The sequence below is a fragment of the Actinosynnema sp. NPDC002837 genome, from assembly GCF_040295345.1.
GTDB lineage: Bacteria > Actinomycetota > Actinomycetes > Mycobacteriales > Pseudonocardiaceae > Actinosynnema.
This window is the reverse complement of record NZ_JBEOVG010000059.1, coordinates 1-25,519: the sequence shown is the minus strand read 5'-3', so window position 1 is coordinate 25,519 and position 25,519 is coordinate 1. Positions and strand designations below refer to the sequence as shown.

Annotated in this window: 21 protein-coding genes; 12 read left to right on the top strand and 9 right to left on the bottom strand. The window is 71.3% G+C overall.

The annotated features are described in order from the left end of the window. Positions 1-346: 346 nt before the first annotated feature. The gene (locus tag ABTZ99_RS30725; RefSeq protein ID WP_499616184.1) at positions 347-3,238 is read right to left on the bottom strand and encodes an ATP-binding protein; all 2,892 of its coding nucleotides are present in this window, start codon (positions 3,236-3,238) and stop codon (positions 347-349) included. 353 nt (positions 3,239-3,591) lie between these two features. Here ABTZ99_RS30725 and ABTZ99_RS30720 point away from each other — a divergent pair, with 353 nt between their 5' ends. Next, positions 3,592-4,740, top strand: coding sequence for a hypothetical protein (locus ABTZ99_RS30720; protein WP_499616181.1), 1,149 nt, complete (start codon positions 3,592-3,594; stop codon positions 4,738-4,740). A 117-nt stretch (positions 4,741-4,857) separates the two neighbouring features. On the opposite strand, the gene ABTZ99_RS30715 is transcribed toward ABTZ99_RS30720, so the two are convergent. Further along, positions 4,858-6,930, bottom strand: a complete 2,073-nt coding sequence (locus ABTZ99_RS30715) for a tetratricopeptide repeat protein (protein ID WP_499616179.1) — start codon at positions 6,928-6,930, stop codon at positions 4,858-4,860. Positions 6,931-7,195: 265 nt separating this feature from the next. On the opposite strand from ABTZ99_RS30715, the gene ABTZ99_RS30710 reads away from it, so the two are divergent. Both ABTZ99_RS30710 and ABTZ99_RS30705 read left to right on the top strand, forming a co-directional pair. After that, positions 7,196-8,608, top strand: coding sequence for a DUF1996 domain-containing protein (locus ABTZ99_RS30710; RefSeq protein WP_498778849.1), 1,413 nt, complete (start codon positions 7,196-7,198; stop codon positions 8,606-8,608). A 2-nt stretch (positions 8,609-8,610) separates the two neighbouring features. Beyond that, complete coding sequence (locus tag ABTZ99_RS30705; protein WP_499616176.1) at positions 8,611-8,964, top strand: Imm1 family immunity protein; 354 nt, start codon at positions 8,611-8,613, stop codon at positions 8,962-8,964. 64 nt (positions 8,965-9,028) lie between these two features. Here ABTZ99_RS30705 and ABTZ99_RS30700 read toward each other — a convergent pair whose 3' ends face one another. After that, the gene (locus tag ABTZ99_RS30700) at positions 9,029-10,507 is read right to left on the bottom strand and encodes a PucR family transcriptional regulator (protein WP_499616173.1); all 1,479 of its coding nucleotides are present in this window, start codon (positions 10,505-10,507) and stop codon (positions 9,029-9,031) included. Between the two features lie 174 nt (positions 10,508-10,681). On the opposite strand from ABTZ99_RS30700, the gene ABTZ99_RS30695 reads away from it, so the two are divergent. The 7 genes from ABTZ99_RS30695 to ABTZ99_RS30665 all read left to right on the top strand — a co-directional run bounded on the left by ABTZ99_RS30695 (position 10,682) and on the right by ABTZ99_RS30665 (position 18,546). After that, positions 10,682-11,569, top strand: a complete 888-nt coding sequence (locus ABTZ99_RS30695) for an FAD binding domain-containing protein (RefSeq protein WP_499616170.1) — start codon at positions 10,682-10,684, stop codon at positions 11,567-11,569. A gap of 2 nt (positions 11,570-11,571) precedes the next feature. After that, a complete protein-coding gene (locus tag ABTZ99_RS30690; RefSeq protein ID WP_498778857.1) occupies positions 11,572-12,057 on the top strand; it encodes a (2Fe-2S)-binding protein in 486 nt (161 codons plus the stop codon). After that, the gene (locus ABTZ99_RS30685) at positions 12,054-13,409 is read left to right on the top strand and encodes an 8-oxoguanine deaminase (RefSeq protein ID WP_498778859.1); all 1,356 of its coding nucleotides are present in this window, start codon (positions 12,054-12,056) and stop codon (positions 13,407-13,409) included. The genes ABTZ99_RS30690 and ABTZ99_RS30685 overlap by 4 nt, the downstream gene beginning before the upstream one ends. Further along, complete coding sequence (locus ABTZ99_RS30680) at positions 13,406-15,631, top strand: xanthine dehydrogenase family protein molybdopterin-binding subunit (protein WP_498778861.1); 2,226 nt, start codon at positions 13,406-13,408, stop codon at positions 15,629-15,631. Before ABTZ99_RS30685 ends, ABTZ99_RS30680 begins: the two co-directional genes overlap by 4 nt. An 81-nt stretch (positions 15,632-15,712) precedes the next feature. After that, the gene (locus tag ABTZ99_RS30675) at positions 15,713-16,195 is read left to right on the top strand and encodes a nucleoside deaminase (RefSeq protein ID WP_498778863.1); all 483 of its coding nucleotides are present in this window, start codon (positions 15,713-15,715) and stop codon (positions 16,193-16,195) included. A 168-nt stretch (positions 16,196-16,363) separates the two neighbouring features. After that, positions 16,364-17,788, top strand: a complete 1,425-nt coding sequence (locus ABTZ99_RS30670; protein WP_498778865.1) for an NCS2 family permease — start codon at positions 16,364-16,366, stop codon at positions 17,786-17,788. A gap of 362 nt (positions 17,789-18,150) precedes the next feature. After that, positions 18,151-18,546: an allophanate hydrolase-related protein gene (locus ABTZ99_RS30665; RefSeq protein WP_498778866.1), complete on the top strand. Its 396-nt coding sequence runs from the start codon at positions 18,151-18,153 to the stop codon at positions 18,544-18,546. Here the strand turns inward: ABTZ99_RS30665 and ABTZ99_RS30660 are convergent. The 5 genes from ABTZ99_RS30660 to ABTZ99_RS30640 all read right to left on the bottom strand — a co-directional run bounded on the left by ABTZ99_RS30660 (position 18,519) and on the right by ABTZ99_RS30640 (position 22,710). After that, entirely contained in the window at positions 18,519-19,136 is a 618-nt protein-coding gene (locus ABTZ99_RS30660) for a response regulator (protein ID WP_498778869.1), read from the bottom strand. The genes ABTZ99_RS30665 and ABTZ99_RS30660 overlap by 28 nt on opposite strands. Next, complete coding sequence (locus tag ABTZ99_RS30655) at positions 19,133-20,329, bottom strand: sensor histidine kinase (RefSeq protein ID WP_498778870.1); 1,197 nt, start codon at positions 20,327-20,329, stop codon at positions 19,133-19,135. Before ABTZ99_RS30655 ends, ABTZ99_RS30660 begins: the two co-directional genes overlap by 4 nt. Before the next feature lie 12 nt (positions 20,330-20,341). After that, positions 20,342-21,067, bottom strand: a complete 726-nt coding sequence (locus ABTZ99_RS30650) for an ABC transporter permease (RefSeq protein ID WP_498778871.1) — start codon at positions 21,065-21,067, stop codon at positions 20,342-20,344. Between the two features lie 4 nt (positions 21,068-21,071). Then, positions 21,072-21,980: an ABC transporter ATP-binding protein gene (locus ABTZ99_RS30645; protein ID WP_498778872.1), complete on the bottom strand. Its 909-nt coding sequence runs from the start codon at positions 21,978-21,980 to the stop codon at positions 21,072-21,074. Between the two features lie 148 nt (positions 21,981-22,128). After that, entirely contained in the window at positions 22,129-22,710 is a 582-nt protein-coding gene (locus ABTZ99_RS30640; RefSeq protein ID WP_498778874.1) for a TetR/AcrR family transcriptional regulator, read from the bottom strand. An 81-nt stretch (positions 22,711-22,791) separates the two neighbouring features. Between ABTZ99_RS30640 and ABTZ99_RS30635 the strand changes: the two genes are divergently transcribed. Further along, the gene (locus ABTZ99_RS30635) at positions 22,792-23,106 is read left to right on the top strand and encodes an antibiotic biosynthesis monooxygenase family protein (protein WP_499616163.1); all 315 of its coding nucleotides are present in this window, start codon (positions 22,792-22,794) and stop codon (positions 23,104-23,106) included. A gap of 6 nt (positions 23,107-23,112) precedes the next feature. Here the strand turns inward: ABTZ99_RS30635 and ABTZ99_RS30630 are convergent, their stop codons facing one another. After that, positions 23,113-23,736 (bottom strand): DUF305 domain-containing protein, encoded by a 624-nt coding sequence (locus ABTZ99_RS30630; protein ID WP_499616160.1) that lies wholly within the window; start codon positions 23,734-23,736, stop codon positions 23,113-23,115. A gap of 223 nt (positions 23,737-23,959) precedes the next feature. Between ABTZ99_RS30630 and ABTZ99_RS30625 the strand changes: the two genes are divergently transcribed. Continuing rightward, positions 23,960-25,390, top strand: a complete 1,431-nt coding sequence (locus ABTZ99_RS30625) for an LVIVD repeat-containing protein (RefSeq protein ID WP_498778939.1) — start codon at positions 23,960-23,962, stop codon at positions 25,388-25,390. The last annotated feature ends 129 nt before the right edge of the window (positions 25,391-25,519 follow it).

Sequence of the window (25,519 nt, the reverse complement as noted above, 5' to 3'; positions counted from 1 at the left end):
TGCACGGCAGCACATGGCGCCCCCTGCGGGGTGGAATTGCGCAGGTAACCCGGTCGGCCGAAGACCCGCATCGACCGTCCACGAAAGAGTGATCTTCGTACCGATGGGGCTACCCGCCCCGGCCTGAGCAGCCCTCGAAGGCCTGCGAGGAGGCCCCGAATGCCGTAAGACTCGGCCAACTGCATGATCACCTTGAGTGATCGAATGCGCCAACGTGACCCAGCCGTGGCGGCCTGAGCATCACCCGGCTCGCCGATCTGCTACTCAAACGTCGTCGACACGAAAAACGCGGTCGCTGCCAATCCAAAGCCAGACGTCCGTCTTGGTGGACGCGGAATCCTTCCGCTTACTGGATCTCGCGTCCCATCCCGGACTCCTCGGCCGACCGATCCGGCGACCAACGAGGGCTCCTGGCGGTGGGAACGGTGCGTTCACCGTCGAACGGGTCGAGCCTGGCCGCCACTGTCGCGGCGCGGGGGTCGCCGGCGTCCTCGAAGATCGAGAACGCTTGCTCCCACCCGTCCAGAGCCGCCGCCCGTGCCTTCGCGGACCACCTGAGCTCGCCGAGCAGCACCAGCGCCTCGGCCTTCAGCTTCGAGTTGCCCACCCGGTCGTGGAGCTGGACGGCGCGGCGCGCGGCCTCGGTGGCGCCGACCAGGTCACCGCGGTCGCGCCAGATCATCGCCAGGACCTCGCACGCACGCGCGGCCACCGCCTGGTCCCTGGTGCGCATGTGCAGGCTGATCGCCCGGTTGGCGTAGTCCTCCGCCGTGCGCAGTTCGCCCTGCCTGCGGTGCAGCTCGGCCAGCTCGCCGAGGGTGTCCGCCTGTCCCGCCAGGTTCTCTAGTCGCTCACGCAGGTCCAGCGCCCGGTGGAACAGCTTCGCGGCGTCAACGCGGTTGTTCCGGTCCACCGCCACCACGCCCAACCGGTGCAGGGTGCCCGCTTCCAGGTCACCGTGGTGCCCGTCGCTCGCGATGCGCAGGACCTCCCGGTAGCGGGCGACTCCGTCGTCGATCCGGCCTTCCGCCACGTCGACGCGGGCCAGCGAGTGCAACGACACCGCGATGCCGTGCTCGCTCCCGATCAACTTGGCCATGAGGTGCGCGCGGTGGAAGTGCTTGCGCGCCTCGAGGAAGGCCGACTGCTGGAAGTACGCCAAGCCGAGGTCGTTGTACGCCGCGGCCTCCGCGTCGGCGTCGCCCTCCAACTGCGCCGATCCGACCGCGAGAGTGAGGACCGCACGCGCCTCCTCGTAGTAGCCGCACCTGCGGAACATGTCGGCGAACACGTGGGCCATCCGGGACACCCGGGAGTGCATGCCGCGGCGGGCCGCCAAGTCGATGACCGCGCAGAGGTTGGCCCGCTCCTCGATGAACCAGTCCTGTGCCGCCCGGTCGTGGGCGAAGTCGAGCGGCACCACGCCGGGCACCGGATCACCGACCGGAACGCCCTCGCGGAACGGGAACGCCACCGAGTCCGCCGCTTTCGCGGTGTGCAGGAAGAAGTCGGCGAGCCGGTGCTCGGCGAGCCCGCGTTCCCGCTCCGTCTCGTCCACTCGCGCGCACTCCTCGGCGTAGTCGCGGAGGAGGTCGTGGAAGCGGTAGCGGTGCAGGGGACCGGGCTGTTCGAGGAGGTGGGCCGAAGTCAGCAGCTCAAGGCAGTCCAACGCGGCCGACCGCGTCGTGCCGAGCACGGCGGTGACCGCGTCGATGCTCAAGTCGGGTCCGGGGTGCAGGCCCAGCAGCCGGAACGCGCGACGGTCGAGGCCGGTCAGCGCGCGGTACGACCACGAGAACACCGTCTTCAGGCTGATGTCGCCGTCGGCGCCGTGATTGCCGAGGTTCAACAGCCGGCGCTCGTCCCTCAACTGGGCGACGAACTCGGCGAGCGCCGCGCCGGGGCTCGCGGCGATCCGGTGGGCCACGATCTCCATCGCCAAGGGCAGGCCGCCGCACAGCGCGCCCAGGTCCTCCACCGCGCACTGATCGCGGACGGCCCGGTCGCCGATCCGGCCTTCGAGCATCCGAGCGGCTTCCGACGGACCCAGCGGAGCCACCGGAAACGCCCGGGGGCCCAAACCGGGCAGCCGGTTGCGACTGGTGACCAGGACGGTGCAGTCGCGCAGGAGCGGCAGCAACGGGGACACCTGAGGCAGTCCGCGCACGTTGTCCAGGACGACGAGCGTCCGGCGGTCCTGCAAGGTGGACTCCAGCCGCCGTGCCCGCCGGTCGGCGGTGGTCAGGTGGTCCACGTCGACGCCCAGTGCTTCGAGGAAGCGATCGACCACCACGCTCGCGTCCAACGCCTGGTCCGCCGCGAACCCCTTCAAGTCGCAGTGCAGCGCGCCACCGGGGAACATGTCGACGACCCGGTGCGCCCAGTGCAACGCGAGGGCGGTCTTGCCGACGCCCGCGGCGCCGTGCAGCAGGACGACACCGGGCCGGGGCTCCTCCTTGGCGCACCCCGTCACCGCGTCGATCTTGGCGAGCAGGGCGTCACGCCCCACCAGGTCCTCGATGTCGTGGGGCAGTCGCCGCGGCACAGTGAACGTCCGCCCGGATCCGCGCGGTCGTACCTGTGCGTGCTCTGCCAGACCTTCGTAGAACTTCTTGAGCGTCGCCGCGGCAGCGTCCTCGAACTCGTCTTGCAGCCGACGTCTCATGACGTAGTAGTAGGCGTCCATCTCACTGCGCAGGTGCAGCCCGTGCATGGCCTCGAGCCGGTGCATCACCAGTGGCAGGTACGCCGAGTCCGCGGGCGGCAGGCCGTCGATGTGCGAGATCACGCCGCGGAAGTCGTTGTCCGCCAACAGGCTGGAGCACAACACGCTCTGCATCGGCAGCCAGACGTTCTCGTGCGCCTGGCGGCGCCACGCCAGCGCCGGTTCGCCCGGGAGGTCGGCGAGCGGGATGTCGTCGGCCCAGTACTCCATCGCCCTTCGGACCACCTTCGTGGTGTCCCGCGGCTCGCCGGCCTCGCGCGTCCGGTCGAGCAGTTGAGCCGATAAGAAGTAGTCGACGTTCCCCCGGAGGGCGGTCACCCGATAGCCGCCCTTTCGATTCTCCAATTCCACGCCGGCGTTCATCAATTGCAACGCGTGCCTGATCCGACCGGAGTAGTTGTAGAACGTCTGCGCCAGGTTCCGGGGCAGTTTGTCGTCCTCTTCCCACATCCATTCCACGAGTTCGGAAGTGGTGAACCAGCTGCCCGGCTTGGTCAACAGCACACCGAGCATCCCCCGGGTCTTCGGTGCCGCCCAACCCCTGTCCAACCGGGAGCCGATGCGTATTCGCGTTTCGCCCAAGATCGAGAACAAGAAGGTCACAGCGCCACCCCTCGCTGACGTCCAGTCGGAGTCTGGTGCAACGCGCGACCAGCTGGCAATTACCGTTGCAAAATCGCTATTCGATGCCCGACAGATGTTTGACAGATACCTGACAGGCCAGCCCGCAAGGTTGCGGAACCGCACGTGCAACAGTGCCCTGAACAGCGGTTCAACGGTTTTGGAAGATCACCGTGGAGCGCTCCGACAGGTCGGTCGTCGATTCTCGTGCCAACTGGTCGAGCGAACCTGATCGGAGGTGCCACGTGACCGGGGACCTGTGGACGAATGGGCCGATCGGCATCGGCGCGGAGAGCCGAGTGACGAGGGCGGGGTGCAAGTCGGTGCTGCTGGTGGTGCCGCACGTGGTCGCGGGAACCAGGTTGGCGGACCTGGTGCCGCTGCTGGAGGCCGACCACCGGGTGCAGGTGCTGTTCACGACGGAAGGCGCGGTGCACGGGACGGACGAGTTCGTGCGAGGGCTCGGCGGTCACGTCGTGCCGTGGGGCCAGGCGACACGGCACCGGTTCGACCTGGTGCTCGCGGCCAGCTTCCGCGGCATCGACCAGGTGCACGGTGACGTGCTGGTCGTGCCGCACGGCGCGGGGGCGTTGAAGTCGCGGTCACGGCCGCGCCGACGCGATGCGCTCCCCACGCACGGGTTGACGCGAGAGCAGCTGGTCCGCGACGGTCGCGTCGTCGCCGCGGCGATCGCGCTGTCGCACGACGACGAACTCGACGCGTTGCGGGAATCGTGCCCCGAGGCCGAGTCCGCCGCCGTGGTCGCCGGGGACATCTGCCTGGACCGGATGCGCGCGAGCACGCCGTACCGCGAGCACTACCGTCGGGCGTTGGGCGTGACGCCGGATCAGCGGTTGGTCACCGTCTGCTCGACTTGGACGCCCCACTCGACGTTCGGCGCGCACGTCGAGCTGTACCAACGGCTCCTGGCCACCGGCGGGCCGGTGGCGGCCGTGCTCCACCCGAACATCTGGAGCGTGCACGGCGCGCGCCAGGTTCGTGCGTGGCTGCCGCGCGGACTGCTCGTCATCCCACCCGACGAGGGCTGGCGGGCCGCGGTGGTGGCGGCCGACGTCGTGGTCGGGGATCACGGGTCGTGCACGCAGTACGCGGCGGCCGTCGGCAAGCGGGTGGCGGTCGTGCCGCTGCCCGACGGCCTGCTGCGCGAGGGCAGCCTGGCCGACCTCGTGTACCGACAGGCACCGGTGCTCGACCCGCGCCGCCCGTCGCTCGACGACGCCGCGCTGGTTCCCGGGATGACCGAGGCGATCACCTCGTGCCCCGATCGGGCCGGTGCGATCCTGCGCCGCACGATGTACCGCCTGATGGGCCTGTCCGAGCCCGCACGAGCGGTGCCCGTGTCGCCGGTGGCGGTGCCCCGTGTCGTGGGGTGAGTGGCGGGCCGAGGCGCCCGGCGTGTGGCGGGTCGTCGGCGGCCCGTGGGACGGGTTCGTCGTGGCGGAGGACCGTGTGGCCACCGGGCGGTGGGTGGCGGTGGCCGATGCGGTCATCTACCCGGCCAGGCGTGACTTGACGCGTTCCGGCACCGGTTGCCCGGCCTGGGTGTACGCCGCCTCCGCCGCCTTGAGGTGGTCCTGCTCCTGCTTCCGGTCACCTCGACGTGACGCGACGTCGGCCAACAGCAGCAGCACGTCGGCGATGTAATCGGGCGACTTGGACTCCACCATCACGGGTAACGCGGAGTCCAGCAGGCGGGCCGCGTCGTCCACCCGGCCCAGAGCGAGGGCCGGCACGGCCGCCACGGTGTGGATGCGGGCCAGTTCGAGCAGCTGGCCCAGCTCCGCCATGATCGTCGCGGCGGTGGTGAGCGCGGCGACCGCCTCCTCGTGCCGTGCCAGGTCGGTCAACGCCTCACCGATCCTGCGGTGGGCGAGCGCTTCGCCGCGCCGCCTGCCCAGCGCCGACTCGACCTCCAGCGACCGCCGGAAGTACGCCAGCGCCTCCTCGGCGTCGCCCCGATCGCGGCAGATCCGCCCGAGTTGGCGCAGAGCGGTGGCCACCGAGGCGAAGTCCCCCGCCCGGTGGGCCAGCTCCAGCGCCCGTGATACCGCGCGCGACGCGTCGGTCCGCCGTCCCACGTTCAGGTACCCGATCGCCAACTGCATGCGCAGCCGGGACTCCGCCACGTCGTGCCGGTCGAGTCGCGCCGCCTCCGCCCCGGTCTCGAAGGCCGAGATCCAGTCGGCGAAGTGGTGCCGGTGGAGGAAGAACCCGAACAAGGTCTCCGCGACCTGCCACGCGAGCGCGTGCCACTCCCGGTCGGCCGCCTCGCGGATGGCCTTGACCAGGTTCACGCGTTCCACCTCCAGCCAGTCCAACGCGCCGGCGAGGTGGTCGAACACCGCGTCCACCGACTCGTAGCGCGGCCCGACCCGAGGTCTGTTCGGCACCACGGCCAGGTCGGCGGCCACCGCGCGGTCCAAGTACCACTCGACGATGCGGCGCACGGCGGCGTCGCCTTCGGTCGCCGAGTCCCACTCCGCGTGCCGGCGGGCGTGCAAGCGCAGCAGGTCGTGGTAGCGGAAGCGCTCGTCCTCCACCTCGCTCAGGAGGTTCTTCTCCACCAGGTCCGACAGGACCGGTTCGACGTCCTCCGGCGGCTCGCCCACCGCGGCGGCCGCCACTTCCACGCCGAACGACGCCCCGGGGTGCAAGGCGCACAGGCGGTACGCCCGCGCGTGCCCGGGCGGCAACTCCAGGTACGAGACGTCGAACACCGCCTCGACCGACGCCCCGTCGGCCAAGGTCAGCGTGCCGAGGCGTTCGGCACGCAGCGAACCGACCTCTGTGGACAGCGAGCGCCGGGGGTGGGTGGACAACCGGGCCCCGACCACCGACAGCGCGATGGGCAGGCCCGCGCACAGGTGGGCCAGCTCCCGCGCCGCGTCGGGTTCGGACGTGACGCGCGTGCCGACGGCCCGTTCCAGCAGTTCCAACGACGAGTCCTCGTCGAACGACTCGACCTCCACGAACCGGGCGCCGTCGACCGCCAGGCCGCTGAGCCGCCATCGGCTGGTCACCACGGCGGCGCTGTGCGACGAGGTCGGCAGGAGCGGCCGCACCTGGGCCGCCGAGACCGCGTTGTCCAACAGGACGGAGATCGCCCGGTCCGCGGTCAGGGAGCGGAACGCGGCCTGTCTTCGCGGTAGGCCCCACGGGATGTCGGCGGCGGGCACGCCCAGCGCCAGCAGGAACCACTCGAGCACCTCGTCCGGCGTCATGGGTCCGTCGCCGGTGACCGCGGCGAGGTCGACGTACAACTGCCCGTCCGGGAACTTCGACCGGGTGTCGTGGAGCCAGCGCAAGGCCAACGAGGTCTTCCCCACCCCTCCCGGGCCGCTCACCACGACGACCAGCGGATGTCGCCCGTTCTCCAGCAGCCAGCCGTCCAACGCCTCCAGTTCCCTCACCCGGCTGGTGAACAACCTCGGAGAGGGCGGCAGTTGGTACGGGATCAACGGCTCCCGTCGCTGGTCGTGGAAGTGCACCTCCCCGATGCTCCCCGCCTGAACCACCGGGCCATGGGCCGTGCCGGACACCACGTTGTCCCTACCCTGCGTCAACGTGCACTCCTCCCGTGTACGCAACGTGGTTCGAGTGTCACAGAAATGGCAGGAATGCTCGCCGCAGCGAGCGGTGAGCCGCAAGGATCGGGACCCGTGGTCCCGACGACCGGGCCGACGGGAAGGTTAGGGGTCGGTTCGGATAACGAAAAGGTAACGGTCAGGTCGCGGACTGGGTTCGGTACGTATGCCACTGTGTCCACCGCCCACCGGCGGTCGGGGTTCAACGCACACAGGCGCGTACCTACGACGAGGTGACACATCCATGACGCGAAACCAGGGGCGGCACCGCTTCTCCCGGCGCACGAAGCTGACTGCCGGCGTGACCGGGTTGGCGCTCACGATCGGCCTGGCCGTCGCGATCAGCACCACCGGTGATCAGGGCACCGCCCAGGCGGACGGGGCCGACATCTCCCTGTTCGTCGACATCACGAAGCAGCAGCGCAACGTGCGGGCGCCCCGGCCGCAACGGGGCGCGAGCACCGGCACGTTCACGGTGGACTGCGGCCGCAACGAGAACGGCCACTTCAACCCGGACAACTTCATCGCGCAGCCGGGTGTCCGCAACGGCGCGGAGCACCTGCACGACTACGTGGGCAACGTGTCGACCGACGCCGACTCCACCGACGAGAGCCTGCTCGAAGCCGACACCACCTGCAAGAACGGCGACAAGTCCGCCTACTTCTGGCCCGTGGTCCGGATCGACCGCGAGAACGAGGACGACGAGCCGGGCGAGCCGGCCGGCGCCGAGGTCGAGTGCCCCGACGTGCAGCGCAAGCTGCGCAACGTGCCGCGCCAGGCCAAGGCCGAGGTCGACCGCAACCTCCAGGCGTTGAAGGACCAGATCGCGGAGGCCAACACCAGGCTGAAGGCGGCGGCGAACGTCGACGACCCCGGCTTCGTCAACAACGCCGTCCTGCGACCGCTGCGGGACAAGCGGACCGCGACGATCGACCGCATCGTGCAGGCCGTCGACCGGGTCGCCGAACGACCGCGAGGGCTCAAGAGGCTCGCGCCGTGCACGGTGAAGGACGGCGACGCCAACGACGCCCAGGTCGCCGAGGCGGCGCAGGAAGCCGAGGCCGACGCGCCGGAGAAGGGTGACGGCAAGAGCGCCAGCGACGAGAACGAGCTGCCCGGCAACGAGGGCGAGATCCAGCGCCCCGAGGTCGTGGACATCACCTTCCGCGGCAGCCCCGTCGGCAAGGTCGAGCCGATGCCGCAGTTCCTGCGGATCCTCTACGGCGACGCGAAGGTCTCCACGAACGGCCCGAAGAACGCGCGCAACTCGTGGACCTGCACGGGGTTCGAGGACAAGGTGCTGATCAACAAGTACCCGATCTGCCCCGAGGGCAGCAAGGTCAAGCGCATCCACGACTTCAACAGCTGCTGGGACGGCAAGAACACCGACAGCGCCAACCACCGCGACCACATCGTCGCGCCGAACCAGGACGGCAAGTGCCCCAAGGGGTTCAAGGCCGTGCCGCAGCTGCGGATCAGCCTGACCTACAACATCCCCCGTGACGTCCAGGTCGCCGGGCAGTACGCGGTCGACGCCTTCCCGCAGGAGGAGCACAACCCGTTCTCCGACCACGACGACTTCGCGAACGTGATGTCCGAGGAGATCATGAACCGACTGGTGCAGTGCGTGAACTCCGGTCGCCGGTGCAAGGAGTGACGATGATCCAGGCCAACTTCGCGTCCGGTGTGGACGAACTGCGCGCCGCGGGCGACGTGCGCCGCCTGCTCGACCGCCTCGCGGTGGCGCGCGAAGCCACCCTCGTGCACGGCGACCGCCCGGACCACCGCGTGTGGGTCGGCGTGCGCGGTGACCGCGGTGCGATGCTGTTCACCGACGTGATCACCGGCTCGTGGGCCAGCCTCGGCGAGGGCCCGCGCCGACGCCCCCGGTACGCCGGGGTCCGCTTCCCCACCCACTGCGAGATCCCGGTCGCCGACCTCGCGGTCGCGATCGAGGAGTTCCTCGCCACCGGACAGCGCCCGACGCTCGTCCCGTGGCAGCAGGTGAGGTGAGGAGGACGTCGTCCCCGACCCGCGCGGCGGCGGGTCGGGGACGGCGCTCGTGCGCGGACCGGGTTCAGCCGGCTTGCAACGCCAGGTACAGGTCCACCCGTTCGGTGAAGTCCGACAGGTCCACGCCCAGCAGGTCCTCGACCCGGCCGACCCGGTACCGCAGGGTGTTCACGTGGACGTGCAGGCGCGCGGCGGCGGTGGTCCACGAGCCGGAGCAGTCCAAGAACACCCGGAGCGTGCCGACGAGGTCCGAGCCGTGCTCGGCGTCGTAGTCGAGCACCGGGCCCAGGAGCCGGCGGCGCAGCGAGCGGCGCAGTTCCTCCGGCACGCCGGCCAGCAGCAGTTGGTGCAGGGCGATCTCCTCCCCCGCCACCACGCACGTCCGCCCGGTCCGCCGCTCGCCCAGCCGCCGGGCGTGCGACGCCTCCTCCGCCGCGCCGCGCAGCCCCGAGTGCCCGACCGGTGACGAGATCCCGACCAGCACCCTGGTCGAGCGCAGGCCCGGTTCCAGCGTCCGCAACGCCGACCGCACACCGTCCGCCCACGCCCCGGACGGCACCAGCGCGTACACCTCCCCGTCGACGGCGGACACCAGAAACGCCGACGTGACCGACGCCAGCACCTCCTCCACCAGCGCGACGGCCTGCTCCACCTGCCCGTCCGAGACCGAGGCGGCCAGCACCCGCAGCGGCGCGTCCGGGTCCCACCCGACCGCCGCGATCCGCGCCGCGAGGTCACCGCCCGCGAACACCTGCCGCAGCAGCGGCCCGGCCGCGCGGTTCTCGATCTCCCGCCCCTGCACGACCCGCGCCCGCTCCACGCCGACCAGGCTGGCCAGCTCGGTGGCCACCTCGTCCTGCGCGCGGTCGCCGGAGACCACCAGGATCCACGACGTCAGCCGCGAACCCCCGCGCGCGGACACCGGCAGCAAGGTCGTGCCGCGCACGACCCGGGGCAGCCGGTCGGCCAGCAGGTACTCCCGCACGAGCGCCGCCGCCTCCGGCAGCTCGGGCCCGGCGACGACGTGACCGGTGCACGACAGCACCCAGCAGGGCACGCCCAGTTCCGACGCGCCCGCCGCCACCAGTTCGGACAGCCCGCCGCCGTCGGCGACCACGGTCAGCAGCCGCCGGTGCCTGCCCAGCAGCGCGCCCGCGTCGCCGACCCGTTCGGCCGCCAGCTCCGACACCACCCGTTCGGTGATGGCCGCGAACGACAGGTCGACCGGCACCTCCAGCAGCGGAACGCCGTATTGTTCGCACGCCCGCACCAGCGCTTCGGGCAACTCGGCCGCGTCGGGCGAGCTGGCCGCCAACGCGGCGACTCCCGCCGCCGCCAGGGAAGCGACAAACTTTTCACAATCGGCGGCCGTCCGGTGCCACAACAGCCCGGAGAGCACCAGCTCGCCACCGGAGAGGTAGCGGGCCGGATCGGGCAGTTCGGTGCCGTAGAGCCTGGTCACGGGCCTGTCCAACGACTCGGCGCCGCTGACGAGGCGGAGCCGGAGCTCCGGCATCCCGAGCAGGCTCCGAACCAGCAACACAGGCGCCCCCTCCACGTCATCCGACCGGTTTACCTTCGTCCGATCGTGTTTGTAGGAAAGCACAAATCCACTCGTCGTAGGAGCCTGGGATTCATCCACACCGCTCTAGCCGATCACCGCCCCGGGTCTGTGTACTGGCTCACACACCGCGCACTCCACCCACCGAGGTAGCCGATGGATTTCCTCCGCCCCGACACACTCGCCGAAGCGCTGGCCCTCAAGGCGCAGCGCCCGGACGCCGTGCCCATCGCCGGCGGCACGGACGTGATGGTGGAGCTGAACTTCGACCACCGCCGCCCGGCCGCCCTGCTCGACCTGACCCGGATCGCCGAACTCCGCTCCTGGGACTCCGAGGGCGGCAACGGGGACGGCGGCACGGTGCGCATCGGCTCCGGGGTCCCGTACACGCGGATCATCGACGAGTTGGGCGACCGCCTGCCGGGGCTGGCGATGGCGTCCCGCACGGTCGGCTCGCCGCAGATCCGCAACCGGGGCACGGTCGGCGGCAACCTCGGCGCCGCGTCACCCGCCGGTGACACGCACCCCGTGCTGCTGGCCGGGGACGCCACCGTGGAGGCCGCCTCGACCAGGGGCACCCGGCTGATCCCGGCCACCGCGTTCTACCTGGGCGTGAAGCGCAACGCGCTGGAGCCGGACGAACTGATCACGGCGGTCCACGTGCCGGTCACGCGGGCACCGCAGCAGTTCGCCAAGGTCGGCACGCGCAACGCCATGGTGATCGCGGTGTGCTCGTTCGCGGTCGCCCTGCACCCGGCGCGGCAGCGGGTCGGGGCGGCGGTCGGCAGCGCCGCGCCCACGCCGCGCCGTGCGTCGGCGGCCGAGGAGTTCCTGTCCGCCGAGCTGACCGCCACCAACCAGTGGGATTCGCCGAAACCATTGCTGGACTCGGTGAAACGGCGGTTCGGCGAACTCGTGGCGGAGGCCGCGAGCCCCATCGACGACGTCCGCGGCTCGGCCGCGTACCGCAAGCACGCCCTCTCCGTGCTGGCCCGCCGCACGCTCGACTGGGCCTGGCGCGACTACTCCGAGAAGGTGGCCTGACCATGCGCGTGAACGTGACGGTGAACGGCGAGCCGAGGCAGGCCGACGACGTGTGGGAGGGCGAGAGCCTGCTGTTCCTGCTGCGCGAGCGGCTGGGTCTGCCCGGCTCGAAGAACGCGTGCGAGCAGGGCGAGTGCGGCTCGTGCACGGTGTACCTGGACAACACGCCGGTGTGCTCCTGCCTGGTGGCCGCGGGCCAGGTGCAGGACCGCGAGGTTCGGACGGTGGAAGGCCTGGCCGAGGGCGATCGGCTCGACCCGGTCCAGGAGGCGTTCGTGGAGGCGGGCGCGGTGCAGTGCGGGTTCTGCACGCCCGGTCTCGTGGTCGCCGCGCACGACCTGCTCGACCGGGTGCCGCGGCCGAGCGACCCGGAGATCCGCGAGGCCCTCGCCGGGAACCTGTGCCGCTGCACCGGGTACGAGAAGATCCTGGACGCCGTGCGCCTGGCCGCGACCCGCAAGGCGGACCCGGAGGCCGCGGCCCGATGACGCCGACCATCCTCGACGGTGTCGCGGTGGCCACGGTGGACGCCGCGGGCACCGAGCACGCGTTCGGCCACGTCGTCATCGAGAACGGCCGGATCACCGCGGTGGGCGCGGGCCAGGCGCCCAAGCCGACCGGCCCACACACGTGGGTCGACGGCAGTGGCTGCCTGGTCACGCCGGGCCTGGTCAACACCCACCACCACCTCTACCAGTGGGCCACCCGGGGCCTCGCCCAGGACGCCACGCTGTTCGAGTGGCTGACCACGCTGTACCCGGTGTGGGGCGGCCTGGACGCCGAGATCACGCACTCGGCGGCCTCCGCCGGGCTGGCGAGGCTCGCGACCACCGGGTGCACGACCGCCGCCGACCACCACTACGTCTACCCGCGCGACGGCGGCGACCAGTTCGCCGCCCTGGTCGAGGCGGGCAAGCGCGTCGGCCTCCGCCTGCACGCCATCCGCGGCTCGATGGACCGCGGCCGGTCGCACGGCGGCCTGCCGCCGGACAACCTGGTCGAGGACACCGAGGCCGCGCTCGTCGCCACCGAACAGGCCGTGAACGACCACCACGACCCGAGCCCGGACGCGCTGATCCGGGTGGCCGTCGGGCCGTGCTCGCCGTTCTCGGTCAGCGCCGAGCTGATGACCGGCGCGGCGCGGCTGGCCCGCGCCAAGGGCGTCCGGCTGCACACCCACCTCGCCGAGACGGTCGACGAGGAGGACCAGTGCCAGGCCGAGTACGGCTGCACGCCCACCGAGTACGCCGAACGCCTCGGCTGGCTCGGTGACGACGTGTGGCTCGCGCACACCGTGCACCTGTCGCCCGACGCGGTGAAGCGGCTGGGCGCGACCGGCACCGGCAGCGCCCACTGCCCCACCTCCAACGGCCGGCTCGGCACCGGCATCGCCCCCGTCCGCGACCTGCTCGACGCCGGCGCCCCGGTCGGCCTCGGCGTGGACGGCGCGGCGTCCAACGAGTCCGGCGGGATGGTCGAGGAGCTGCACCAGGCCCTGTTGCAGGCCAGGCAGCGCGGCGGCCCCAAGGCCTTGGACGTCCGCCAAGCGCTGTGGCTGGGCACCATGGGCGGCGCGCGCTGCCTCGGGCGCGACCGGGAGCTCGGCTCGATCGAACCCGGCAAGCTCGCCGACCTGGCCGTGTGGCGGCTCGACGGTCTCGACCACGCGGGCATCGACGACCCGGTCGCCGCCCTGGTGCTCGGACCGCTGCCGAAGCTGAAGCTCCTGCTGGTGGGCGGCCGGACCGTGGTGGACGACGGCGAGCTGCGCACCGCCTCCGAAACCGATCTCGCGCGCGACCTGCGCGCCGCCGCCGAGCGACTGAAGGGGACGCGATGAGCCTCACCCCCGCCGAACTGACCTCCGCCGTGACCGGCGGCATCGGCTCCAGCCCGCAGCGGCCCGACGGGAGCCTCAAGGTGCGGGGCGAGTTCGCCTACGCCTCGGACCTGTGGCACGAGGACATGATCTGGGGCGCGACCCTGCGCAGCCCGCACCCGTACGCGCGGATCCTCTCGATCGACCTGACCGAGGCGCTCAAGGTGCCCGGTGTGCACGCCGTGCTCACGCACGAGGACGTGCCGGGCCGGAACCGGTACGGGTTGGAGCACAAGGACCAGCCGGTGCTCGCCGAGGACGTCGTCCGCTACCAGGGCGAACCGGTCGCCCTGGTCGGCGCGGACCACCCGGAGACCGCGCAGCGCGCCATGAAGCGCATCAAGGTGGAGTACGAGGTGCTCACCCCCGTCGTGGACATGGAGACGGCGATCGACGACACGCCGCTGCACCCCGGAGGCAACCTCGTGCGGCACGTGCCCGTGCGGCGGGGCGACCAGCACGCGCGGGCCGAGGTCGTGGTCACCGGCCGGTACGAGGTCGGCATGCAGGACCAGGCGTTCCTCGGACCCGAGTCCGGGCTCGCCGTGCCCGACGAGGAGGGCGGCGTCGACCTCTACATCGCCACCCAGTGGCTGCACGTCGACCAGGGCCAGGTCGCGGCGGCCCTCGGCCTGCCGCTGGAGCAGGTGCGGCTGACGCTGTCCGGCGTCGGCGGCGCGTTCGGCGGGCGCGAGGACCTGTCCATGCAGGTGCACGCGTGCCTGCTGGCGCTGCGCACCGGCAAGCCGACCAAGATGGTCTACAACCGCGAGGAGTCGTTCTACGGCCACGTGCACCGGCACCCGGCGGTGCTGCACTACGAGCACGGCGCCGACCGCACCGGCAAGCTCGTGTACGTCAAGGCCCGGATCCACCTCGACGGCGGCGCGTACGCCTCCAGCACCTCCGCCGTGGTGGCGAACGCGGCGACGCTCGGCGTCGGGCCCTACGACGTGGACAACGTGACGGTCGACTGCTGGGGCGTCTACACGAACAACCCGCCGTGCGGCGCGATGCGCGGGTTCGGCGCGGTGCAGTCCGCTTTCGCCTACGAGTCCCAGATGGACAAGCTCGCCGAGGCGCTCGGCATGGACCCGGTCGACGTGCGGATCGTCAACGCGATGAGCGAGGGCTCGGTCATGCCGACCGGTCAGGTGGTCGACTCGGCCGCGCCCGTCGCGCAGTTGCTGAAGCTGGTGAAGGACAAGCCCATGCCACCGCAGGCGACCGCGGTCGACCTGCGCGACATGCCCGGCGGCGTCTCCAACACCACCCACGGCGAAGGCGTGGTGCGCGGCGTGGGGTACGCCGTGGGCATCAAGAACATCTGCTTCTCCGAGGGCTACGACGACTACTCCACCGCCCGCGTCCGGCTGCAGGTCATCAACGGCGAACCGGCCGCGCTCGCGCACACGGCGGCGGCCGAGGTCGGCCAGGGCCTGGTGACGATCATGCAGCAGATCGTGCGCACGGAGCTGGGCGTGCAGCGGGTGACGATCCTGCCGATGGACACCACCATCGGCAACGGCGGCTCCACCTCCGCGTCCCGCCAGACCTACGTGACCGGCGGCGCGGTGAAGGCCGCGTGCGCTGCCGTGCGGGAGAAGCTGACCAAGCTCGCCGGTGGCCGCGACCCGTCCACCGTGGACCTCGTCGAACTGCTGGGCGACGACGTGATCGACGAGACGGTGGAGTGGCGGCACCGCGCCACCGAGCCCATCGACCCGGAGACCGGGCAGGGCAACGCCCACGTGCAGTACGGGTTCGCCGCGCACCGCGCCGTGGTGGACGTGGACGTGGAGCTCGGCCTGGTGAAGGTGGTCGAGCTCGACTGCGCGCAGGACGTCGGCAAGGCGCTCAACCCGCAGGCCGTGCTCGGCCAGATCCAGGGCGGGTCGGCGCAGGGCCTCGGCCTCGCGGTGATGGAGGAGATCCAGACCCAGGGCGGCAAGCTGCGCAACCCGTCGTTCACCGACTACCTCATCCCGACCGTGCTCGACATGCCGCCGATGAGCATCGACGTGCTGGAACTCGCCGACCCGAACGCGCCGTACGGTGTGCGGGGCGTCGGCGAGCCGCCCACCATCTCGTCCACCCCGGCCATCGTCGCGGCCATCCGCGCCGCCACCGGCCTCGCCCTGACCCGCGTGCCCGTGCGACCGGAGCACATCACCGGCACCTGACCCCCGCACAGGCCCCCGCACCGAACCGCGCACCCGCCACGGCCGCCGTGGCGCGCTCGCGCACGCCCTGAGGAGCACCCCATGACCACGTCCGTGTCCCCCGACCACGCCTGGCTGCGTGAGTCGATCGACCTCGCCACCCGCAACGTCGCCGCGGGCGGCGGCCCGTTCGGCGCGGTGATCATCCGGGCCGGCGAGGTGATCGCGACCGGCACCAACCAGGTCACCACGACGCTCGACCCGACCGCGCACGCCGAGGTGGTCGCCATCCGGGCGGCGTGCCGGGTCGTCGGCGACTTCCGGCTCACCGGCTGCGTGCTCGTGTCCTCCTGCGAGCCGTGCCCGCTGTGCCTGTCCGCGGCGCTGTGGGCGCGGGTGGACCGGGTCGTCTACGCCGCGGACCGGCACGACGCCGCCGCGGCCGGCTTCGACGACCGCGAGTTCTACGAGCTGTTCGGCCGCCCGCGCGAGACGTGGAGCCTGCCGGTGCACCAGGTCTCCACGGGCGAGGACACCGCGCCGTTCACCGCGTGGCTGTCCCGGACCGACCGCGTCGACTACTAGCCGGAGGAAACCCGGAAGGCGGAACCGGAGCAGGCGGCGGATCCCGGCGCGGCCACGAGCCGCTGGTGCTGACCGGAGCACCGAGAACACCGACCCGAACGCGTTCGGCGGGGCCGTGCTCGACGGCCTCGCCCGGCCGAACGCGCCCACCGGCATGGGAAGGACGTCATGACCCGGATCACCGATGGCATCCCCACGCGGACCACCCGACTCGACCGGTTCTTCCGCGTCAGTGCGCGCGGCAGCACCATCGGCCGGGAAGTGCGCGGCGGTATCACCACCTTCGTGGCGATGTCGTACATCGTCCTGCTCAACCCGCTGATCCTGGGCGCCTCGGCCGACATCACCGGCGCCCGCCTCACCGTCGAACAGGTCACGACGGCGACCGCGCTGGCCGCGGGCGTGATGACGATCCTCATGGGTGTCGTCGGCAACGCGCCGCTGGCGCTGGCCGCGGGCCTCGGGGTGAACGGCGTGGTGGCCTTCCAGCTCGCGCCGACCATGACCTGGGCGCAGGCGTTCGGGCTCGTGGTGCTGGAGGGCCTGTGCATCGTCGTGCTGGCCGCGTCCGGGGTGCGGGAACGGATCATCAACGCCATCCCCGCGCCGCTCAAGACCGCCATCACCATCGGCATCGGCCTCTACATCGCGCTGGTCGGCCTGGTCAGCGCCGGGTTCGTGACCCGGACGCCGGACGCGGCCGGCTCCACCGTGCCGGTCCGGATGGGGCTGGACGGCCACCTGGTCGGCTGGCCGATCGCGGTGTTCTGCCTCGGCCTGCTGCTGATGATCGTGCTGATGGCACGCGGGGTGCCCGGCGCGGTGCTGATCAGCATCGCGGTGGCCACCGTGCTGGCCGTGGTCGTGAACGCGGTGTTCGACGTGCCCGGGTGGGGCCTGGTGACGCCCGACGTGCCGGACTCGGTGGTGGCCGCGCCGGACTTCGGGCTGTTCGGCGAGGTGGACCTGTTCGGCGGGTTCGCCTCGGCGGGCGCGATCACCGCGACGGTGTTCCTCTTCACGCTGGTGCTGTCCGGGTTCTTCGACGCCATGGGCACCATCACGTCCGTGTCCGACGAGGCCGGGCTCACCCGGGACGGCAAGGTGCCGGGCATGGGTCGGATCCTGCTGGTCGACGGGTTCGGCGCGGTCGCGGGCGGGGTCACCGGGTCGTCGCCCAACACGGTGTTCCTCGAATCGGCCGCGGGCGTCGGCGAAGGGGCCCGGACCGGTCTGGCGAGCGTGGTGACCGGGGCGATGCTCGCCGCCACCCTGCTCTTCACCCCGCTCGCGGCGGTGGTGCCCGCGCAGGCCGCCGCACCGGCACTCGTGGTGATCGGCGGTCTGATGATGGCGCAGTGCCGGCGGATCCCCTGGGACGACGCGGATTACACGATCCCGGTGTTCCTCACCGCGGCCGTGATCCCGTTCACCTACTCGATCACCAACGGCATCGGCGCGGGCCTCGTGTCGTACGTGGTGATCAAGACCTGCAAGGGCCAGTGGCGCTCGGTCGGCTGGCTGATGACCGTGATCGCGGTGCTGTTCGTCCTGTACTTCGGGGTCGAGGGGTTCACCGCCGTCCTGCGTTAGGGAGGGTGGGGTGCGCTTGTCGGCCGCTTCGGTGCCGGCGTGGACCGGGCCGCTCGCGGTCGATCTCACGGTCGAAGGGCGTCCGGTGGTGTCGTCGTGGTCGTTGGCCATGGGCCCAGGTTCGGTGCGATTCCCGACCTTCGCAGCAACTTCTTCCTCGGTTGTGGACAACTCCCTTGTGGAGTAACGGGGAACGGCTCCGCGAGCGCTGGTGCTCCGCGCCGTCGACCGCGCTCGATCGCGGCTCTACCACGAAGTTCCTGGAGTACCACGTCTTGGTGCGCGATGCCCGACCTGTCTTCGCGACTGTGGACAAGTGCCCGGCAACTGGACCTACTCCCCGATCCGCAAGGAGGCCCACGATGGCGTTGATCTTCCTCAACGGCGGCGGCATGCGCGGCGGCCCGCTGCACCACCAGTTGCAGGGGACGCCGCTGCTGTGCGTGGCGCGCAGTGCCCCCAGGTACCGCTACTTCTCCGTGGGCGACCGGTTCCCCGCGATGCACGCCTCCGGTTCGGGCCGCGTGGTGGGCGAGCTGTACGACGTGCCGCTGACCGTGCTGCGCGACCACCTGCTGCCCGCCGAGCCGCCGGAGCTGGAGCTCGGCGTGATCGAGCTGGCGGACGGCAGCGCCGCGCTGGCCACCGTGCTGCGGGACGCCTGCCTCGACAGCCCGGAGCTGACGGACATCACCCGGATCGGCGACTGGCGGGCCTACCTGGCCCCGGGTCAGGCGCCCAGCAGTCCCCGCTCGTAGGCCACCGCGACGGCGGCGGCGCGGTCCTTCACGCCCAGCTTGGCGTAGACGTGCACCAGGTGCGTCTTCACGGTCGCCTCGCTGATGAAGAGCTTCGCCGCCGCTTCGCGGTTCGTGCACCCGCGCGCGATCAGCCCGAGCACCTCCACCTCGCGGTCGCTCAACGGCTCCGCCATCGGCTGCCGCACCTGGCCCACGAGCCGGGTCGCCACGGACGGCGACAGCACCGCCTCTCCCCTGGCCGCCGAACGCACCGCCCGGAACAGCTCGTCACGCGGGGTGTCCTTCAGCAGGTACCCCGTGGCGCCGGCCTTGATCGCGGGCAGCACGTCACTGTCCGTGTCGTACGTCGTCAGCACCAGCACCTTCGTCGGACAGCCGCGCAGCCGCTCTATGGCCGTGACGCCGTCCACGCCGGGCATCCGCAGGTCCATCAGCACGACGTCCGGCCGCAGTGCCCGCACCACGGTGACCGCCTCCGCGCCGTCCGCCGCCTCGCCCACCACGTCCACGTCACCGGCGCTCGCGAGCATCCCGCGCAGCCCGTCGCGCACGACGGGGTGGTCGTCCACGATCACCACGCGGATCACGGCGCCACCTCGGCGGGGATCGCGGGCACCGACGCGGACACCGCCGTGCCGCCGCCCGGCTCGGACTCCACCACCAGCGCGCCCGCCAGGCGTGACACCCGCTGGCGCATGCCGACCAGCCCGAACCCGTCCGTCCTCGCCTCCGGGTCGAACCCCGCGCCGTCGTCCCGCACGTCCAACGTCACCACGTCCTCCATGTACGACAACGTCAGCCCGACCCGCGACGCGCGCGCGTGCTTGGCGACGTTCGACAAGGCCTCCTGCGCGGCGCGCAGCAACGTCACCTCAACCTCGGGGTGCAGGGGCCGTGCCGCGCCCGTCGTGCTGATCGACGCCGCCACGCCCGTCTGGTCCGTCCACCCCGCCGCGACCTCGGCCAGCGCGTCCGGCAGGTTCGCGTCCACCAGCGCGGGCGGGCGCAGGGCGTGCACCGAGCGACGGGCCTCGGCCAGGTTCTCCCGCGCCAGCCGCAACGCCGTCTCGACGTGCCGCGGCGGGTCCTCGTCCGCCTGGAGCTGCGTGATGATGCCGGCGAAGCCCTGGGCGAGGGTGTCGTGGATCTCCCGCGCCAGCCGCTGCCGCTCGTCCAGCACGCCCGCCTCGTGGGCCTGGATCAGCAGCTGGGCGTGCAGGCCGGCGTTCTCCTTCATCATCGCCGCCATCTCGGCGACCAGCTCCTTGCGGCGCCGGGACTGCTCGGAGGTGATGTGGCCGAACGCGGTGAACGTGCAGGCGATGACGACGATGAACACCACGATGAACAGGTACACCACGATCGGCCCGAGCTCCGCCGGCGGGAAGCCGCCGTACAGCGACGTCGCCGCGAGGACACCGGTGGCCGACACCCCGACGAGCTTCCACCGGCCGGGCAGCACGTCGATGGCGTAGATGTACCCGGCGAAGGAGAAGAAGCCGAACATCGGGTCGCGCAGCCCCAGCAACGCGTACGAGACCAGGATCCCGACGAAGAACAGCGCCATCAGGCCGGTCCGGGAGCGCCAGCCCGGGTGCAGGGTGTGCCACCACAGCATCCACAGGCCGGTCGCCGCCGCGATCCCCACGTTGACCGCCGTGGTCGAGCCGGAGTCCGTCCCGACCACCAGGTACATGCCGGTCGTCAGCACGAGCACGAAGTACGGGATGACGTGCCCGGCGACGTCCAGCCGCCGTTCCCACGCGTCCAGCACGTCCATCGCGCGCAACTCCTACTCCCAGCGGAACGACTTCGCCGCGACGGTACCCGCCACCACCGTGACCAGCGTCAGCACGCCGAGGTGGACGGGGTCCGGGGCGGCGCCCAGCCACGACTGCTGCAACGCCTCGACGCCCGGCGGCAGGTACGCGCCGATGACGTTGAGGAAGTCCGGCAGCAGGAACCGGGGCAGGTACACGCCGCCGAAGAACATGACCAGCATGAACACGACGGTCGCCCACCCGCCGGCGGACCGCGCGCTCGGCGCCCAGGCCGCGACCAGCAGGCCGATGGCCGACAGCGACAGCATGCCCAGCAGGAACGTCACCAGGAACCAGAGCGGGTGGTGCGGCAGGTCGATGTCGAACACCGCCCGGGCCACGACCACGAGCAGCACGATCGCGATCACGCCCGCGACCAGGTTGACGAGCACCTGCGCCACCAGCAGGCGCGCCGGGTGGACCGGGGTGGTGGAGAAGCGGCGCAGCACGCCCTTCTCGCGGTAGGTGGCGACCGTGGCGGGCAGCTTGTTCAGGCCGAGGAACGCCAGCGTGGTCACGACCAGCGACGACATGAAGGCGTCGATGAACCGCTGGTTGCCGAAGTTCGGGTCGGGGGTGCGCAGCGCGGGGATCGCGCCGAGCACCAGGAGCAGGATGGTGGGGAAGAGAACCGCGAACACGACCATGCTCGGCTCGCGCAGGAACAGCTTCCACTCGGTGTTGACGATCTTCAGCATTCTGCTACTCCGTGAGCGCGCGGCCGGTGAGGCGGATGAAGGCGTCGTCCAGGCCGGCCTGCTCGATGCGCAGGTCGGCGGCGACGATCTGGTTGCGGGCGAGGACGGACGTGACGGCGTGCAGCAGGTTGCCCGTGCCGGTCACGACGAGCTGCGGACCGTGCTGCTCGACGTCCGAGACCTCGGGCAGCTCTTCGAGCAGCTTCACGTCCAGCGGCGCGGTCGGCCGGAACCGAACCCGCTGCTCACCGTCCACGCGGGACACGAGCCCGGCGGGGCTGTCGACCGCGACGAGCTTGCCCGCGTCGATCACCGCGATCCGGTCGCACAGCCGCTCGGCCTCTTCCATGAAGTGGGTGACCAGGACGACCGTGACGCCGGCGTCGCGGACCTGCTCGACCAGGCTCCACGTGTCGCGGCGCGCCTGCGGGTCCAGGCCCGTGGTGAGCTCGTCCAGCACGGCGACCTTGGGCTTGCCGATCAGCGCCAGCGCGATGGAGACGCGCTGCTTCTGGCCGCCGGAGAGCTTGCGGTACTCGGTCTTGGCGCGGTCGGCCAGGCCCAGGCGTGCCAGCAGCTCCCGCCAGTCGGCCGGGTCGCGGTAGAACGACGCGTACAGGTCCAGGGCCTCGCCGACCCGGATGCGGTCGGGCAGCTCGCTCTGCTGGAGCTGGACGCCGAGTCGCGTGCGCAACTCCGCCCGGTCACGTCGCGGGTCCAGCCCGTCGACCCGGATCGTGCCGCCGTCCGGGGAGCGCAAACCCTCCATGCACTCGACGGTCGTGGTCTTCCCGGCCCCGTTCGGGCCGAGGATCCCGAAGATCTCCCCTTCGTCGACGGAGAACGAGACACCGTCCACCGCGACCTTCCGGTCGTAGGTCTTGACGAGGTCGACCACCTCGATGATTGCCATGCCACCAGCGTCGTCGCCGGGGCGTTCGACCGGATCACACGGCGGGCCACACCTCGCATCAACCGATCGGTTGATCTTCCCGTAGACCACCCTGATCCACCCTCAGGGACGCACCCTGAGCGTTGAGCCCGGGGGTCCGAGACAGGGGTCAGGGGTGGAGGCCGTGGAGGACCTGGGTGACGAGGGCCGTGACGACCTGGTCGTTGTGGGCGGTGTCGCCGGGGCGGAGGGTGCGGGAGGCGGCCTCGACGGCGCCGTGGACCAGGACGGCCCGCAACCCCGGTGAGGGGATGCCGGCCTCGGCGAGGACGTCCGCCAAGGGGGCGAGCAGCTTGTCGTGCTCGGCGCGGATCGCGCTGCGGGCGGCGTCGGGCAGCGCGTGGGCGGAGAGGGCGACGACCGCGCCGTGGCGACCGTCGGCGATGATCTCCAGCTCGGTGCGGAGGTAGGCCTCGACCTTGGCCTCGAGCCCGTGGGCCGAGCGCACCGCCTCGGCCAGCCTGCGGCCCCACTCGGGCAGCTCGTCGGACACGATCGCGGCGACCAGCTCCTCGCGGGAGCGGAAGTACTCGTACAGGCTCGGCCGCGACAGACCGACGCGACGGGCCAGCGACGCGAGGGTCAGCGCGTCCGCGCCCTCCGACGCGACGATGTCGCGCCCCGCGTCCAGCAGGGCCCGCAGCCGGTTCGCGCGGTGCTCCGCGAGCGTGTCGGCGCTGATCCTGGGCACTCGCCCGATCCTAGCCCTTGCCTTGCCTACGCACCGTTGGAATAGTTCCCTACGCAGCGTCGGGAACCACGGAGGTGCCGGGTGTTCATCGCGACCAACCGCTTGTTCGTCCCCGCCGAACGCGCCGAGGAGTTCGAGGCGCACTTCCGGAGCTCCATGCGCGAGCACCTGCCCGGCGTGCCGGGCCTGCGTCGCAGCACGCTGCTGCGCCCCACGCGCCCCGACCAGCCGTACGTGTCGGTCAACGAGTTCGACACCGAGGACGACTTCCGCGCCTGGGTCGCGTCGGACTCCTTCAAGGAGGCGCACCGGCGCAACGCCGGCATCGCCCGCCACGTGACGGGCAACGCGGCGGAGACCTTCCGACCGTCGGAAGACCTGCTGCTCAGCCCGTGACCGCGGTCAGGGGATCGTGATCGCCCTCATCCGCTCGATCTCGTCGGTCTGGGTGACGGAGACGTCGTTGGCCATCTCCTCGACCCGCACGTCGCTGCCCGAGGACAGCACCTCGACCGCCATCCGCACGGCGCCCTCGTGGTGGGCGATCATCAACTGGAGGAAGAGCCGGTCGAAGTCCGCGCCACGGGCGGCCTTCAGGGCGGCCAGCTGCTCGTCGGTCGCCATGCCGGGCATCGAGCCGTGGTCGACCTCCGGCAGGTCGGCGGTGTGGCCGTGCGCGGGCGCGCTCTCCGCGTACTGCCGCTGCCACTGCTCCATCGCCGCGATCTCGGGGCCCTGCGTGTCGTGGATCCGCGACGCCAGGCCGCGCACCGTCTCGTGCTGCGCGCGTTCCGGCGCCAGCGCGGTCATCTCCAGCGCCTGCTTGTGGTGGACGATCATGCCGGCGACGTACTTCAGGTCCGCCTCGCTCGGCGCGACCCACCGATCCGTGCCGAAATCCTCCGGGGCCAGGGTTTTCGCTTGCTCGCCCGGCCCTTGCGGCGCAATGATCGGAGCTTGGTCGTCCGACTGGGACGTACAGCCCGCGAGGACGGCCACCAACACCGCGACGAACACCATCCGCATCCCGCTACCCCCTAGAACCTCCGGTCGGCCGTCAACGTACCCGGCCGTTCCACCGGCCGGAAGCGGAGAAAGTTTCCGACGATCGGGTCTGGTCCTTAGCCATGCGAAGGGGTGATACTGCGGGCCCTGCAGTGGGTTGGAAGGGGAACCTGAAGTGGAAGTACGCGATTTGACCCGCCGGCGCAGAACGCCGGCCGCGGTCTTGGGGGCGTTCGCGCTGAGCCTGTCGGTCGTGGCCTGGGCGCCTCAGGCGACCGCCGCGCCGGACGACGCCGACCTGGCCGGACTGTCCGAGACCCAGCTGTCGAGCCAGGAGCAGCCGGCCACCGGCATCCCCGGCGTCGACGAGATCCGCAACAGCCGCAACGTCAAGCACCTGGCGAACCTGCCGAAGCCGGCCCCGTTCACCGCCTCGTCCACGTGGTCCGACCTGGCGTTCCAGAACGGCTACGCGTTCGACGGCAACTACGACGGCTTCGTCATCTACGACGTGCGCCAGCCGCACAAGCCGTCCATCGTGAGCACGGTCTGGTGCCCGGGCTCGCAGAACGACATCTCGGTCAAGGACAACCTGCTCTTCCTGTCCACGGACTCGTCGCGCAGCGACAACTCCTGCGCCAGCACGCCGCTCTCCGCGACCAACAAGGACGCGTGGGAGGGCATCAAGATCTTCGACATCAGCGACAAGAAGAACCCGAAGTACGTCGCCGCGGTCGAGACCAAGTGCGGTTCGCACACGCACACGCTGGTGCCGGACAAGAAGGGCAAGAACGCCTACCTGTACGTCTCGTCGTACGGCCCCAACGACACCTTCCCCGACTGCAAGACGCCGCACGACCTGATCAGCATCGTCAAGGTGCCGCTGAAGGACCCGGCGTCGGCCTCCGTGCTGTCGGAGACCGTGCTGTTCCCGGACGGCGGCAACCCCGGCCGTGACGGCACCATCGAGGACGGCTACGTCCGCGCCACCTCGGGCTGCCACGACATCACCGTGTACCCGTCGAAGGACCTCGCGGCCGGCGCCTGCATGGGCGACGGCGTGCTGTGGGACATCTCCGACCGGGAGAAGCCCCGCGAGATCAGCCGCGTCCAGGACAACGTGAACTTCGCGTTCTGGCACTCGGCCACCTTCAACAACGAGGGCACCAAGGTCGTCTTCACCGACGAGCTCGGTGGCGGCGGCGCGCCGACCTGCAACGAGAAGATCGGCCCGACCCGCGGCGCGGACGGCATCTACGACATCACCGGTCGCGGTGACGATCGCGAGCTGGAGTTCCGCTCGTACTACAAGATCTCCCGGACCCAGGGCGACACGGAGAACTGCGTGGCGCACAACGGTTCGCTGATCCCGGTCCAGGGCCGCGACATCATGGTCCAGGCGTGGTACCAGGGCGGCATCTCGATCTGGGACTTCACCGACTCCCGCAACCCCAAGGAGATCGGCTGGTTCGAGCGCGGTCCGCTGCCCAACGGCGCGGGCGGCGGCTCGTGGTCGGCGTACTACTACAACGGCTACATCTTCTCGTCCGACATGGCCAAGGGCTTCGACGTCCTCGACATCCGCGACCCGCGGACGGCGACGGCGAAGCTCGTCCGGGTCGGCGAGTTGAACGTGCAGACGCAGGGCTCCTACCGGGACCTGTTCCCGCGCTAGCCCGGACGGTCCGACCGTCGTGACACCAGGAGGGCCCCGCGCGCCCCCGGCGGGCGCGTCGGACACCCCGCGGGGCGCCCCCAGCAAATAACCCCCATATAAGCAACATACAAAACCGCAATCACGGCG

Excerpts from the sequence above, each read along its gene's own strand:
- ABTZ99_RS30675 (WP_498778863.1), top strand. The coding sequence starts at position 15,713 with ATGACCACGTCCGTGTCCCCCGACCACGCCTGGCTGCGTGAGTCGATC.
- ABTZ99_RS30710 (WP_498778849.1), top strand. The coding sequence starts at position 7,196 with ATGACGCGAAACCAGGGGCGGCACCGCTTCTCCCGGCGCACGAAGCTG.
- ABTZ99_RS30645 (WP_498778872.1), bottom strand. The coding sequence starts at position 21,980 with ATGGCAATCATCGAGGTGGTCGACCTCGTCAAGACCTACGACCGGAAG.
- ABTZ99_RS30680 (WP_498778861.1), top strand. The coding sequence starts at position 13,406 with ATGAGCCTCACCCCCGCCGAACTGACCTCCGCCGTGACCGGCGGCATC.
- ABTZ99_RS30630 (WP_499616160.1), bottom strand. The coding sequence starts at position 23,736 with ATGCGGATGGTGTTCGTCGCGGTGTTGGTGGCCGTCCTCGCGGGCTGT.
- ABTZ99_RS30665 (WP_498778866.1), top strand. The coding sequence starts at position 18,151 with ATGGCGTTGATCTTCCTCAACGGCGGCGGCATGCGCGGCGGCCCGCTG.
- ABTZ99_RS30690 (WP_498778857.1), top strand. The coding sequence starts at position 11,572 with ATGCGCGTGAACGTGACGGTGAACGGCGAGCCGAGGCAGGCCGACGAC.
- ABTZ99_RS30695 (WP_499616170.1), top strand. The coding sequence starts at position 10,682 with ATGGATTTCCTCCGCCCCGACACACTCGCCGAAGCGCTGGCCCTCAAG.
- ABTZ99_RS30725 (WP_499616184.1), bottom strand. The coding sequence starts at position 3,238 with ATGCTCGGTGTGCTGTTGACCAAGCCGGGCAGCTGGTTCACCACTTCC.
- ABTZ99_RS30685 (WP_498778859.1), top strand. The coding sequence starts at position 12,054 with ATGACGCCGACCATCCTCGACGGTGTCGCGGTGGCCACGGTGGACGCC.
- ABTZ99_RS30650 (WP_498778871.1), bottom strand. The coding sequence starts at position 21,067 with ATGCTGAAGATCGTCAACACCGAGTGGAAGCTGTTCCTGCGCGAGCCG.
- ABTZ99_RS30705 (WP_499616176.1), top strand. The coding sequence starts at position 8,611 with ATGATCCAGGCCAACTTCGCGTCCGGTGTGGACGAACTGCGCGCCGCG.
- ABTZ99_RS30655 (WP_498778870.1), bottom strand. The coding sequence starts at position 20,329 with ATGGACGTGCTGGACGCGTGGGAACGGCGGCTGGACGTCGCCGGGCAC.
- ABTZ99_RS30670 (WP_498778865.1), top strand. The coding sequence starts at position 16,364 with ATGACCCGGATCACCGATGGCATCCCCACGCGGACCACCCGACTCGAC.